Source organism: Borreliella kurtenbachii, from assembly GCF_030437945.2.
Classification (GTDB): Bacteria; Spirochaetota; Spirochaetia; order Borreliales; family Borreliaceae; genus Borreliella; species Borreliella carolinensis.
In genome coordinates this window covers 170,543-183,217 of sequence record NZ_CP124058.1, presented here as the reverse complement: position 1 = coordinate 183,217, position 12,675 = coordinate 170,543, and the positions used below count along the sequence as shown (strand labels likewise).

13 protein-coding genes are annotated in these 12,675 nt (G+C 29.0%); 11 read left to right on the top strand and 2 right to left on the bottom strand.

Annotation, left to right across the window (positions count from 1 at the left end; translation table 11 throughout):
* Positions 1 to 9: 9 nt before the first annotated feature.
* Positions 10 to 504: a flagellar protein FlbF gene (locus QIA22_RS01440; RefSeq protein WP_301611412.1), complete on the bottom strand. Its 495-nt coding sequence runs from the start codon at positions 502 to 504 to the stop codon at positions 10 to 12.
* A gap of 83 nt (positions 505 to 587) precedes the next feature.
* On the opposite strand from QIA22_RS01440, the gene mnmE reads away from it, so the two are divergent.
* The 10 genes from mnmE to QIA22_RS01390 are packed head-to-tail and all read left to right on the top strand — an operon-like array spanning position 588 to position 11,858.
* On the top strand, positions 588 to 1,982 hold the full coding sequence (gene mnmE, locus QIA22_RS01435) for a tRNA uridine-5-carboxymethylaminomethyl(34) synthesis GTPase MnmE (protein WP_301611411.1): 1,395 nt from the start codon (positions 588 to 590) through the stop codon (positions 1,980 to 1,982).
* A 2-nt stretch (positions 1,983 to 1,984) separates the two neighbouring features.
* Positions 1,985 to 3,850, top strand: a complete 1,866-nt coding sequence (gene mnmG, locus QIA22_RS01430) for a tRNA uridine-5-carboxymethylaminomethyl(34) synthesis enzyme MnmG (protein ID WP_301611410.1) — start codon at positions 1,985 to 1,987, stop codon at positions 3,848 to 3,850.
* Positions 3,847 to 4,473: a 16S rRNA (guanine(527)-N(7))-methyltransferase RsmG gene (gene rsmG, locus QIA22_RS01425; RefSeq protein ID WP_301611409.1), complete on the top strand. Its 627-nt coding sequence runs from the start codon at positions 3,847 to 3,849 to the stop codon at positions 4,471 to 4,473. Before mnmG ends, rsmG begins: the two co-directional genes overlap by 4 nt.
* Positions 4,474 to 4,529: 56 nt before the next feature.
* Positions 4,530 to 5,522 (top strand): AAA family ATPase, encoded by a 993-nt coding sequence (locus QIA22_RS01420; protein ID WP_301611408.1) that lies wholly within the window; start codon positions 4,530 to 4,532, stop codon positions 5,520 to 5,522.
* A 14-nt stretch (positions 5,523 to 5,536) separates the two neighbouring features.
* Positions 5,537 to 6,412: a DUF58 domain-containing protein gene (locus QIA22_RS01415; RefSeq protein WP_301611407.1), complete on the top strand. Its 876-nt coding sequence runs from the start codon at positions 5,537 to 5,539 to the stop codon at positions 6,410 to 6,412.
* 3 nt (positions 6,413 to 6,415) lie between these two features.
* A complete protein-coding gene (locus tag QIA22_RS01410; protein ID WP_301611406.1) occupies positions 6,416 to 7,321 on the top strand; it encodes a hypothetical protein in 906 nt (301 codons plus the stop codon).
* On the top strand, positions 7,308 to 8,309 hold the full coding sequence (locus QIA22_RS01405) for a vWA domain-containing protein (protein ID WP_301611405.1): 1,002 nt from the start codon (positions 7,308 to 7,310) through the stop codon (positions 8,307 to 8,309). Before QIA22_RS01410 ends, QIA22_RS01405 begins: the two co-directional genes overlap by 14 nt.
* On the top strand, positions 8,306 to 9,292 hold the full coding sequence (locus QIA22_RS01400; RefSeq protein WP_301611404.1) for a vWA domain-containing protein: 987 nt from the start codon (positions 8,306 to 8,308) through the stop codon (positions 9,290 to 9,292). Before QIA22_RS01405 ends, QIA22_RS01400 begins: the two co-directional genes overlap by 4 nt.
* Positions 9,274 to 9,861 carry a tetratricopeptide repeat protein gene (locus QIA22_RS01395; protein WP_301341352.1) on the top strand — a complete coding sequence of 196 codons (588 nt, stop codon included), beginning with the start codon at positions 9,274 to 9,276 and terminating at the stop codon, positions 9,859 to 9,861. The genes QIA22_RS01400 and QIA22_RS01395 overlap by 19 nt, the downstream gene beginning before the upstream one ends.
* A complete protein-coding gene (locus QIA22_RS01390; protein ID WP_301612197.1) occupies positions 9,855 to 11,858 on the top strand; it encodes an SH3 domain-containing protein in 2,004 nt (667 codons plus the stop codon). The genes QIA22_RS01395 and QIA22_RS01390 overlap by 7 nt, the downstream gene beginning before the upstream one ends.
* 49 nt (positions 11,859 to 11,907) lie before the next feature.
* Here the strand turns inward: QIA22_RS01390 and infA are convergent, their stop codons facing one another.
* Entirely contained in the window at positions 11,908 to 12,129 is a 222-nt protein-coding gene (infA, locus tag QIA22_RS01385) for a translation initiation factor IF-1 (protein WP_002556767.1), read from the bottom strand.
* A 165-nt stretch (positions 12,130 to 12,294) separates the two neighbouring features.
* On the opposite strand from infA, the gene QIA22_RS01380 reads away from it, so the two are divergent.
* On the top strand, positions 12,295 to 12,672 hold the full coding sequence (locus tag QIA22_RS01380; RefSeq protein WP_014023422.1) for a TraR/DksA family transcriptional regulator: 378 nt from the start codon (positions 12,295 to 12,297) through the stop codon (positions 12,670 to 12,672).
* The last annotated feature ends 3 nt before the right edge of the window (positions 12,673 to 12,675 follow it).

Sequence of the window (12,675 nt, the reverse complement as noted above, 5' to 3'; positions counted from 1 at the left end):
TAAACTCCTTTAAAGTTTTTTATTTATTAAAACGGAAGCTTCGTTTGAGCGTCCAAGTTTTGGCCCGTAAGGGTTTTTGTAAGTTACATTTTCTACGCTTTCTTGGATATCTTGAAATATTATTGCTAACATGTCAAGTGATGTATTTACATAGTTTTGTATTATGTAGTTTAAATTTTTGATATTCAGTATTCCAATTTTCAATTTGTGCAGATAGTCGTATATTTCTTGTTTGTAAATTGTAGTTAATTTTTCTATAGCTTCGTAAGTTGACTTAAAGTTTTCATTTTTGGTAAATTTTTTCCAAATTTCGTCTCTTTTGCTTTCAATTTCTTTAAAACTTTCAAGTAATATTTTTGTTTTGTTTGAGACCTCTTTAAGCTCTATTTCATTTTTATTATCGATATTTTCTTTTATTTTTAAGTATGAATTATATATTTCTTCTACCAAGAGAAGTTCTTTTTTTAAAACTTCTTTTAGTTCAATTTCAAGTTTTGTTTTCATTTTTATAAAATTAATTATAAGCTATTATAAACATATTTACAAATCAATTTTGTCTTTTTTATTGTGTTATAATACATTAAAGTATGAGTAAGTTTTTTGAGAGAGATGATGATATTGTAGCTCTTGCAACTCCTTTTTTAAGTAGTGCTTTATGTGTTATTCGTAGCAGCGGTGCTTCTTCTATATCTAAATTTTCTAAAATCTTTTCAAATCCTTCAGCTCTCAATTCGGCATCTGGGAATACGATTCATTACGGATATATATTAGATAATGAAAATGATTGCAAAGTAGATGAAGTTGTTGTTTGTTTGTATCGAGCACCAAAGAGCTTTACAGGGCAAGATGCTATTGAAGTTATGGCGCATGGTTCTGTGATTGGGATTAAAAAGATTATAGATTTGTTTTTAAAAAGTGGGTTTAGAATGGCTGAACCTGGTGAATTTACTTTGCGTGCATTTCTTGCTAAGAAAATTGATCTTACAAAGGCAGAAGCAATCCATGAGATTATTTTTGCCAAGACCAATAAAACTTATTCTCTTGCAGTTAATAAGCTTTCTGGAGCTTTGTTTGTTAAAATAGATACAATAAAAAAATGTATTTTAAATTTTTTATCGGCTGTTAGTGTTTATCTTGATTATGAGGTTGATGATCATGAAATTAGCATTCCTTTTGATTTAATTTTAAGTAGCAAAGCCGAACTTAAAAAATTAATTAACTCTTATAAGGTTTATGAAAAAATTGATCGCGGTGTTACTTTGGTTTTAGCAGGCTCTGTTAATGCTGGAAAGTCTTCGTTATTTAATTTGTTTCTCAAAAAAGATAGATCGATTGTCTCTTCATATCCAGGTACTACAAGAGATTATATTGAAGCAAGTTTTGAGCTTGATGGTATTTTATTTAATCTTTTTGATACAGCAGGACTCAGAGATGCTAATGATTTTGTTGAGAGATTAGGAATTGAAAAAAGTAATTCTTTAATAAAGGAAGCATCTTTAGTGATTTATGTGATCGATGTTAGTTCAAATTTAACAAGAGATGATTTTTTATTTATTGATTCAAATAAATCTAATAGTAAAATATTGTTCGTTTTAAATAAGATAGATTTAAAGATAAATAAATCCACCGAAGAATTTGTTCGCTCAAAGGTTTTAAATTCTTCAAATTTAATAATGATTAGTACTAAAAATTTAGAAGGAATAGATATCCTTTATGACAAAATAAAAGCTTTAATCTCTTACGAGAGGGTGGAGATTGGTCTTGATGATATAATAATATCATCAAGTCGTCAGATGCAACTTTTAGAGAAAGCGTATGCTTTGATTTTAGATTTACTGAGTAAAATTGATCGCCAAGTAAGTTATGATATGTTAGCATTTGATGCTTATGAGATTATCAACTGTTTAGGGGAAATAACAGGAGAAGTTAGCAGTGAAGATGTTCTTGACAATATGTTTAAGAATTTTTGTTTGGGGAAATAAATATGGACTTTGACGCAATTGTTATTGGAGGGGGGCATGCAGGGATTGAAGCCGCTCTTGCCCTTTCAAGATTAAATTTTAAAACTTTAATGATTACTCAAAATTTAGACACAATAGGCAAGCTTTCTTGTAATCCTGCTATTGGTGGGCTTGCTAAGGGCAATATGGTTAGAGAAATTGATGCTCTTGGTGGTGAAATGGGCCGTATTATTGACTTTAGCATGATTCAGTTTAGAGTTTTAAACAAAAGTCGTGGTCCTGCAGTTCAAGCTCCGCGTGCTCAAGCTGATAAATTAATGTACCAAACCAAGGCTAAAGAAACTTTAGAACGTCAAGACAATCTTGATCTTTTCCAAGATACAGTTGTTGATTTTCTTCTTAATTCTATGAGAAATGAAATTGAAGGTGTTGTTACAGAGAGAGGCAATAAGTTTAGATCAAGCGTTGTGGTGCTTACAACAGGGACGTTTCTTCGAGGTAAAATATTTATTGGTGAGTATAGAGCTAATATGGGCAGACTTGCCGAATTTTCTGCTTATGGGCTTGATAAAACTTTGCTAAGTCTTGGATTTGAAATGGGCAGGCTTAAAACTGGTACTCCAGCAAGAATTCATAAAAAAAGTGTAGATTTTTCAAAGACTGAGGTTCAATTTGGAGATTCGGACATTATTCCCTTTTCTTTTTCAAATGGCAAGTTAGACAAATCTCAACTTTCATGTTATGTAACTTATACCAATAAAAAAACTCACGAAATAATTAGCGAGAATATGCACCTGTCGCCCCTTTATTCTGGTGAGATTGTAGGCAATGGTCCAAGATATTGTCCTTCTATTGAGGATAAAATAGTAAAATTTAAAGATAAAGATAGACATCAAATTTTTATTGAACCTGAAGGGTTTAATACCGAAGAAATGTATCTTAATGGGCTTAGCTCTTCTTTGCCTGAAGATGTTCAGCAAAAATTGATTAACAGCATTGAAGGTCTTGAGCATGCTGTTATTACAAGGCCTGGTTATGCTGTTGAGTATGATTATATAAATCCAATTGAACTTTACCCAAATCTTGAGAGTAAAAGAGTCAAAGGACTTTTTATAGCAGGTCAGACCAATGGTTCTTCAGGATATGAAGAAGCAGCAGCTCAAGGGTTAATGGCTGGAATTAATGCTGCTCTTAAACTTCAAAATAAAAAGCCAATGATTTTAACAAGAACCAGCTCTTATATTGGAGTTCTTATTGATGACCTTGTTACCAAGGGCACTAAAGAGCCTTACAGAATGTTTACTTCTAGAGCTGAGCACAGGCTTAATTTAAGGCACGATACTAGCGACAAGCGTTTGATTAAGATTGGATATGATCTTGGGCTTGTTGATGAGGAGAGATATTCAAGATATCTTTTCAAAGAGAGAAGAGTTGAAGAGATAAAGGAGCTTTTAAAGCAAAGGCGTCTTAGTTTAAAAGATGTTGTTGATGAACAATTAAAAAAACATGTTAGTAAAGATTTTTACCATATTTTAAAAGATCCTTCTATTAGTTTGGATAATCTTATAAAAATTGATCCAAGTTTAAATGATTCAAAAGTAATTTTAGAACAGGTTGAATTAGATGTTAAATATGAAGGTTATATTAATAGACAAAAAGATTTGATTAAAAAACTTGATAATTTAGAGTTTGTCAAACTACCATTTGATTTTAATTATGAGATTATTGAAGGTCTTTCAAGAGAAGCCAGAGAAAAATTTTCCAAGGTTCAACCGGCCACTCTTGCTCAAGCAAGTCGAATCCCTGGAATAAGAAGTACAGATATTACTGTTTTGTTAATATATTTTTCAAATCCTAAAAATAAGGTAGTTATAAATTTTTCTTTATGATAAGTGATATTGAATTTGCTTTGTCAGAACATAATTTTCAGTTTGCTTACAAAGATCTTGAGAAAATAAATTTATATATAAAGAGAATTTTGCTTTTAAATACAAGATTCAATTTAATTTCAAATAGTAATAGCAATTTTAGCTCCATTCTTAATTTACATGTTATAGATTCTCTTTTGGGATTGTCTACTGTTAAAGAGATTAATCCTTCTGAAATTCTTGACGTTGGAAGCGGTGCTGGATTTCCGGGTATTGTTTTGTCTATTTTTGACACTTCTAGAAAATATTATCTTTTAGAAAGAAGTAAGAAAAAATCTACTTTTTTGAAAATGATAAAATTAGAACTTGATTTAGAAAATGTAAAAATTTTAGAATATGAAATTGAAAAAGAAAAAAAGAAGTATGAATTTATTACAATTAGAGCTTTTAGAAGTATGAATGAATATGCATTAATTTTAAAGAATCTTTTAAAGAGTGGGGGATTGATTATGGCATATAAAGGTAAATTTGATAGAATTAACCTTGAGGTCAATCAGATTAAAGATTTATTTAGTAAAATAGAAGTAAAGTCTTTAAATTCAAAATTAAGAGTAGACAGAAATTTGGTTTTGCTTTACAGATAATATTATTATCGTTTTAGTTCAATTTATATTTTAGAGTGGTTTTGACTAGGAGTATTATGAAGAGTAGTTTTCAGATAGATTCAGAAGTAGAGAATGCGTTACATTTGATAAATAAATTTAGAAGAGAAGTTGCAAGCAGAGTTCTTGGTCAAAAAGAAATGATAGATGCTATTTTAATGGGTCTTTTAACAGATGGGCATGTTTTGCTTGAAGGGGTTCCAGGGCTTGCCAAGACTCTTGCAATTCAAACCGTATCTGATGTTCTTGATCTTGAATTTAAGCGCATACAGTTTACCCCAGATCTTTTGCCATCCGACCTTACTGGTAATATGGTTTATAAAAGTGCTACAGGCACTTTTAAGGTTAGAAAAGGTCCAGTATTTTCAAATGTTATTTTAGCAGATGAAATCAATAGGGCTCCTGCAAAAGTTCAGTCCGCTCTTCTTGAGGCCATGGGAGAAAGACAAGTCACTCTTGGAGACGAAACCCACAGACTCCCAGATCCGTTTTTTGTTCTTGCTACTCAAAATCCAATAGAGCAAGAGGGGACTTATAATTTGCCAGAATCCCAACTTGATAGATTTTTATTAAAAGTTAATGTTCATTATCCATCAGTGCAAGATGAAGTAAGGCTTTTGAAAATATTTTCAGTAGATGGGCGTCTTGAGAATATTAAAGTTGCAAAGGTGATGAATGCTTATTCTTTGGCTGATATTAAGAGAACGGTTGGTAGAGTAAAAGTTGATGATAAAATAATGCTTTATATTGTTACATTAATCTCGGCATCTCGAGAGAGAGATAAGAAAACTTATCCGTTTGCCAAATATATTGAATTTGGCGCATCTCCTAGGGCTTCTCTTAGTTTGTTAAAGTGTGCTCGTGTTAATGCTCTTTATGAGGGGCGAATATTTGTTCTACCAGAAGATGTCAAAGCCGTTGCTTACAGCGTATTAAGACACAGAATTACACCATCTTATGAGGCAGAGGTAGAGGAAATGAGCATTGATGATATTATTAGAATGCTTCTTTCTGCTGTAGCGCTTCCTTAGGAAATAATTTTGAAATGATACAAGATAATGAGATAAGTAGTAGTACTAAAACTAGAATAAAAGCTTTAAAGTTCTTTTCAAGGAAAATGCTTTCAGAGCTTAATTTTGGTGGTTATCGTTCAATTTTTAAAGGTCTTGGCCTTGAATTTCATGAATTTAGACCGTATGAGGATTCTGATGATGCTAGATTTATTGATTGGAATGTGAGCTCAAAAGCCGATAGCATTTTTTCAAAGGTTTTCAAAGAAGATAGGGGAATGAATCTTCATCTTCTTGTTGATAATTCACTTTCCATGAGCCTGGGAGACAAGGTAAATAAAAAGGACGTTCAAGATTTGTTGGTTTCTATTTTTGCACATATGGCATTTTTTAATAATGATAAAATAGGAGTTACTTTTTTTTCAAGTGGAACAGACAAGTTTATACCCTCTAGCAAGGGTCATTCGCACTTAGGATTGATATTAAGTGAAACGGTTAATAGAAATCTTAAGCCGGGTAGCAGCTTGGCTTATATTTTTAAGAATACAGCAGAATATTATAAAAAAAGATCTTTAGTTATAATTATTTCTGATTTTAAGGCGAATGCTTATTTTAAATCTTTAAATGTTTTAAGCAAGAGACACAATGTTATTGCTATAAGAATTTCAGATTTTTTTGATGAAAATTTTCCTAAAATTGGGACTTTAATTTGTGAAGATATTGAAACTGGAGAAAATTTTTTAGTTTCAGGGTTTAGCAAATCAACATTAAGTGGTTATAAAAACTATTGGACGCTTGATAAAATAAAATGGAAAAAAGAATGTATTAAAAAAAATATTAGTTTTATTGAGATTGATACTAAAGAAGATGTTTTTAAAAAACTTAAAATTCTTCTTAAAAAGGGACAATAGATTTTGAAGAGAGTTGTTTCAAATCTTTTTCTTTTTTTAACCTTATCTTTGTATTCTTATGAAATAAAAAATGAAATATTTATGCCAACTCGTTATTATGTGGGCGATTCTGTTGATTTTAAAGTTTCATTAATTTTAAATGATGGGGAAGAGTTTCTTCCTGTAGATTTTAAAGATATTAATATTAAAGATGAATTTGTTGAAGTAAATTCGATTAGTTTTAATGACACAACAAATGAGATAATAGTTAATTTTGTTTCTTTTTATATTGGAAGCAGCTCTCTTCCTTCTATTTATATTGGGGATGTCATTAGTAGTGGAAAGAAAAACAAGGTTATTTTAAAGAATATAAAAATTAATACAGATAAACTAGTATCTAATAATTCTGATTTTAAAATTAAAAATATAGAAGGCGTTTTATTTATTCCTGGGACAAGCACCTATTTGTTTTTATTCATTCTTGTTTTGTTTTTTGTTCCTTATTTGATTATTAAGCTTTTAAAGCTTTTAAATCGGCTTTTGATTTACTTGATAGTTAAGCACGGACTTAAAAAGCCTTACAAAGTACTGCAGAGGCAGTTTGTTATTTTATCTAAATATGTTAGAGAAGGTGGAGATCAGAGTGCATTTTATAATTTAATAAATTCTTCTTTAAGAGTTTATTTATCTAAGAAAACCGGTTTTGATTTTAATGCGATTACTACAACAGAAATTTCTGTAATTTTGCAAGATCTTAAGGTTCCTTATGAGATTCGTTCGATTTTTATTAATACGTTAAGACTTTCTGATTTTAGTAAATTTAGTGGTGTTGATTTAGTATTTGATAGCTTGTCGTTTGTTTTAGAGGATTTAAGAACCGCAGCATCGAATTTTGAAGAATTTAATAGAGGTGCTAATGTTAACATTTAATGAGCCTTTATATTTGTTTTTATTAGTCATTTTTCCTTTAATAATTTATTTTAATCATTTTTTTAAAAATAGAGGGGGCAAGATAAAGTTTCCAATATCGCTTTATGGCAATTTTAACTCTTTAAAACTTAAGAACTATAGATTAAATTTTATGTATTTTTTTACTTATTCTTTTTTATATTTAGCTGCAATGGTTATGGTGTTTGCTTTAGCAGGTCCTTCAGTTTCAAAAAAGAAATTGATACATCTTAGTGCTGGTGCTGACATTGTTATTGTTCTTGACATATCGCCTAGTATGGGGGCTGTTGAGTTTTCTTCTAAGAATAGACTTGAGTTTTCAAAAGAATTGATTAGAAGTTTTATTTCTCAACGCGAAAATGATAATATTGGTTTGGTAGCTTTTGCAAAAGATGCTTCAATAGTAGTGCCTATAACAACAGATAGGGAGTTTTTTAATAGAAAGTTAGATGATATTTATATTATGGATCTTGGCAATGGCTCTGCTTTAGGATTAGGCATTTCTATTGCACTTTCTCATTTAAAGCATTCTGAGGCTCTTAAAAGATCAATAGTGGTTTTAACAGATGGGGTTGTTAATTCAGATGAGATTTATAAAGATCAAGTGATCAATCTTGCTCAAGGTTTAAATGTTAAGATTTATTCTATTGGCATTGGAAGTTCTGAGGAATTTAGTGTTGATTTTAAATTAAGATCTGGAAAATTTTATCAAGGAAGTCTTAAAGAGGTTTATGATCCTAGTATGCTTGTTGAGATTTCAAATAAAACGGGGGGACTTTTTTATTCGGTTAATGATGATTTTTCTTTTCAATTTGCAATTCAAGATTTCTCAAAAAAAGAGAGTTTAGAGAGAAAAATCAAAATAGCTGTGGACAATAAAGATATTTATAAAGAATTTTTAGTTTTAGCGCTTTGCTTATTACTTATTTATTTTATTTTTTCAAAAATTTTCTTAAAAGAGATACTATGAGTATAAATAATTATAATGCTTTATACTTTTTTTTAATTTTATTGTTTATTTTTTTTGTATGTGTGCTTGATTTTAGACGAAATATTCCGTTTTTTAAAACCTTAAGCTTTATGTATGGGGATAATTCCTATATTCAAAATTACTACATTAAAAAAGTTCTCATGTCAATGTTTTTTATTTTTAGCTTGATTTTTTTAATTTTATCCATTTTGGATATTTCTTGGGGACAAAAAGCTGTTGAGGATGAGAGAAGTAAATTGAGAATTTCTTTTATTTTTGATATTTCTCGTAGTATGTTAAGTGTAGATGAAGGTAGAATTATTAATAGGCTTGAGAGCGCTAAAAATATGATTAGTTTGATTTTAAGTAATTTTGAGAATGCAGAATATTCTCTTACTATTTTTAAAGGCAAATCTATATTGGCTTTACCTTTTTCTAAGGATAAAAATAGTTTAAACAAGATGTTAAATTATATAGATCCTGATTTAATAAGCTCTCCTGGTAGTTTTTTAGGAGATGCTGTTTTTAGTGTAGTCTCCAATGTGCAGGATGACTCTTATTATAATTTTTTAGTTATTTTAACAGATGGAGATGATTGGGGGGAAAATAATTATTATAGGTTTTCTAAATTTGTCAATAATTTAAAGTTGGAAAGTTTTGTGGTTGGGATTGGTGGGAGTAATCCCGTTTTATTTAATCAAAATTTAAGCATTAAAGATAAAAATGGAAATCTTGTTAAAACCGGATTAAATGAAGAAAATTTACTTCTTCTTGCCTCTTCTCTTAAGGGATCATATTATAACTTGTATTTAAAAGGGATTAACTTTGTTATCAATGATATAAGAAATGGTATAATAAGAAGAACGTCAAACGACATTATACTTGTTGATGTCTCAAGATATAAAATTTTTTTGGTTATTTCATTGTTGTTTATTTTTATGTATTTATTTGTCAGGATGATAAAGTGGGACGAAACTTTTTAGCGGTTTTATATTCTTACTTTTTGTGTTTGGGTTTTTTGTCTTGTTCAAATGTCAAGTCCATGTCTTTAATGGCTATTGGCAATTATGAATATGTTAGAGGAAATTATCAAAATGCAATTTCAAATTATTATAATCTTGTAGATGATAAAAAATATTCTGCTTGGGGATATTACAATCTTGGCGTTGTATATTATTCTTTAGGTGAGTATGAAAGTTCTCTTAGAATATTCTCTTATGCAAAGAAGACTGATGATGTTTTTTTAAATTTTAATGTCAATTATAACGAGGGAATAATATACTATAATCAAGGACTTTATCATAAGGCCGAAGTGGCCTTTAAGGAAGCTTTAAAGATTAATCCTGGCAGTTATAATGCTAAATATAATCTTGAGCTTGCAATAATAAAAAAACGAACGGTGCGTGATAGTTTAAATTCTTTAAGTGTAGAAAAAAGTAAAAATTTTGTTGAAAGTAATGAAAATTTTTTAAGGTATATTGAAAATCTTGAGAGGGTTGTATGGTTGAGAAAAATAGACGAGAATTTAGTTGTTCCAAAAGAAGATTGGTAATATTTTTTATTTATTTTTTTTCAATCGCAAGACTTTATTCGCTTACGGGTATTGATTTTGTTAAAAATATTAAAGTTTTAAAGGGCGATAAATTTATTCAGATTGTAAGGCTTAATAATCCTTTGCAAGATATTGACATAAGTTTGCTAAAAGTTGAAATAAACAAAGAAGTTCAATCCAATTCCAATGTTTTATCAATATCTAGAACAACAGATAATAACTTTTCTTTTATTGAGATCAAAGTTGAATATCTTTTTGAGAGTTTGGGATTTATTAAGATTCCCCCATTAAAAGTAATTTATAAGGGTGATTTTTATCTATCTTCAGAAGTTGAAGTTAGTGTGCTAAGAGCGGATGAAATAAATTCTTTTGGGTTGCCGGTTGATTTATATTGGGATCTTGACAAAAAAGAGGTTTATGAATATCAAAGTATTGGGCTTGTTTTGCGCTCAAATTGGCTTTCAGATAGCAATTCTAATGAAATGTCTGGATTTTTGCCTGCTATTAAGGATGCAATGGTTGAAAAGATGCCTATATTTGGGGATATTAAATATAGGACTTTTCATAATAAAGAAATTTTAGATGTACCTTTTTATAACTTTGTGCTAACTCCTCTTAAGGGTTCAAAAAATGTTTTGATTCCTAGTTTTTCTTTTAATATTGATTCTGGCCTTGTTAGAAATACTCCTGAGCTTTTATTAAAAGTCAAACCGATTCCTGGAGAAGTTAAATCTTTAGCGGTAGGAACTTTTAGAATTGATTATGAGACTCCGAATTATTCGACAATTAAGCAAGATATATTTACTATTTTAATAAAAATTACAGGTCAAGGGAATTTCCCACATTTTTACTTTCCAGAGATTGAAACTTATAATTCTAAAATTCTTAATAAAAAGAAAAATTATAATTTTAAGCCTTCTAAAAGTGGATACGAGGGTAGTATTTCTCAAATTTATACAGTTAAACCTGATACTAAAGGTAGTGTATTTTTAAATATTGGTGATTTTAATTATTTAAATCCCGATAATGGTGCAGTTTATACTCTTAAAGGGAAAAAATTGAAGTACGAATATTCAGGAGAGTTTAATAATATAAACAAAATACAAAATAATGTAGATTCTGAGTTTAAACTATTATCTTATGTCGATATTTTGAATTACAAAAATAAAACTTTTTTATTTTTTGTTTCATACTATTATTTACTTTTGATTCCAGGATTTTTATTATCTTTAGTTATTTTAATTAACTATAAAAAGTTTTTTGCAGCATCAAGTTTTGGACTGGTTATTTTAATATTGGCTGTTGGTATTAGTTTGAATGCTGTAAATGATGGTTTATTGTCAGAAAAAAATATAAATGATTTGATTGAAAGCTATAATACTAAAAATTATGATGCTGCGCTTATCAAGATTGATAATATTCTTAAAAAATATCCAAATTATTCAGGCCTTTGGTTAAATAGAGCCCTTGTTTTAAGTAAAATGGATAGAGATTTTGATGCTATTTATTCAGCTTATAAGGCATTTTTGGCTGCTCCAAATAATGAAGCTTCTTACAAAGTTATTGATTTGATTGAAACTAAAAATGGAGTTACAGATAATGTTCGTAACAATAGTTTTATTTTTTCTAATATTTTTTTTATTATTAGCTTATTTTTGATTAATTTTTTAATTGTGTCTATTTCTTATAGATTTTTGGCAAAAAATTTGAAAAAAATAGTTATATTTTTGCTTTTTTCTGCGACTTGTTTTACTATATTTGAAACATATTATTTTTATTCTGAACAACAATCCGAGGTAGGAATAATTAAAGGGGATTTAGTTTCTCTTTATAAAGTTCCTGACAATTTTTCAAGGAGTTGGAGATTTTTAAAAGGAAATGCAAGTGTTTATATTCTTGACAGCAAAGACGATTTTGTTCTTATTGAAACAAGTTATGGGCTTCAAGGCTGGATTCGCAAGAATTTTGTCGTGTCCTTAAAAGATGATTTGATTTAAAAAATAAATAATATTTAAAACGCTTGAAAATTTTTAAAAGGGTTTAATTTTATTTTTCCCTGTATACTATTCTACCTTTTGTAAGATCATAAGGAGATAGTTCAACTTTTACTTTATCACCGGGAACTATTTTTATGAAATGTTTTCGCATTTTGCCAGATAGATGGGCAAGTACAATGTGCTTGTTTTTAAGCTCTACCCTAAACATGGTATTTGGAAGGGATTCTTTTACAATTCCTTCAGTTTCAATGGCTTCTTCTTTAATATTCAAGGCAACCTCCATAATTTTCTCTAATAGGATAAATTTTACATGATTAAACATATCATTTCAATTATTCTTTTTAAGAATAAAAGCATTATTTTTTGTTTACATTATAAGAAATTGTGTATATAATTACACGAAGTTTTTTAAAAATGTAATTTATAGGGAGGTATCATGCAAAAAGCTATTTCTGAGCATGAGTTTATTGAAGAGATAAAAAAATTTCTCTCAGCCGAAAAAAGAGAGATATTAGATTCTATTAAGTCTGTAGAAAATAGCAAAAAGGAAATAATTAATAATGACATGTATCCAAAGGATGTTGTCGATATTGCTTTTGATAATATGGATGGAAATAATCTTGAAGCGTTGGGTTTTGTTGAAAAGAGAAAGTTAAATTTAATAAATCAAGCTCTTTATAGAATTTCTCAAAATTCTTATGGTAAGTGTTTGGCTTGTGAAAAAGAGATTGCTAGGGAGAGACTTTTAGCTATTCCTTATGCTTTTTTATGTATTAGTTGCCAGACAAAAAAAGAAAAAAAGAGCAAAAGATGATAC

What these genes read in the sequence shown, in the direction of transcription:
- QIA22_RS01380 (WP_014023422.1), top strand. Translation starts at nt 12,295, where the DNA reads ATGCAAAAAGCTATTTCTGAGCATGAGTTTATTGAAGAGATAAAAAAA.
- QIA22_RS01415 (WP_301611407.1), top strand. Translation starts at nt 5,537, where the DNA reads ATGATACAAGATAATGAGATAAGTAGTAGTACTAAAACTAGAATAAAA.
- QIA22_RS01405 (WP_301611405.1), top strand. Translation starts at nt 7,308, where the DNA reads ATGTTAACATTTAATGAGCCTTTATATTTGTTTTTATTAGTCATTTTT.
- mnmG (WP_301611410.1), top strand. Translation starts at nt 1,985, where the DNA reads ATGGACTTTGACGCAATTGTTATTGGAGGGGGGCATGCAGGGATTGAA.
- QIA22_RS01420 (WP_301611408.1), top strand. Translation starts at nt 4,530, where the DNA reads ATGAAGAGTAGTTTTCAGATAGATTCAGAAGTAGAGAATGCGTTACAT.
- QIA22_RS01400 (WP_301611404.1), top strand. Translation starts at nt 8,306, where the DNA reads ATGAGTATAAATAATTATAATGCTTTATACTTTTTTTTAATTTTATTG.
- mnmE (WP_301611411.1), top strand. Translation starts at nt 588, where the DNA reads ATGAGTAAGTTTTTTGAGAGAGATGATGATATTGTAGCTCTTGCAACT.
- QIA22_RS01440 (WP_301611412.1), bottom strand. Translation starts at nt 504, where the DNA reads ATGAAAACAAAACTTGAAATTGAACTAAAAGAAGTTTTAAAAAAAGAA.
- rsmG (WP_301611409.1), top strand. Translation starts at nt 3,847, where the DNA reads ATGATAAGTGATATTGAATTTGCTTTGTCAGAACATAATTTTCAGTTT.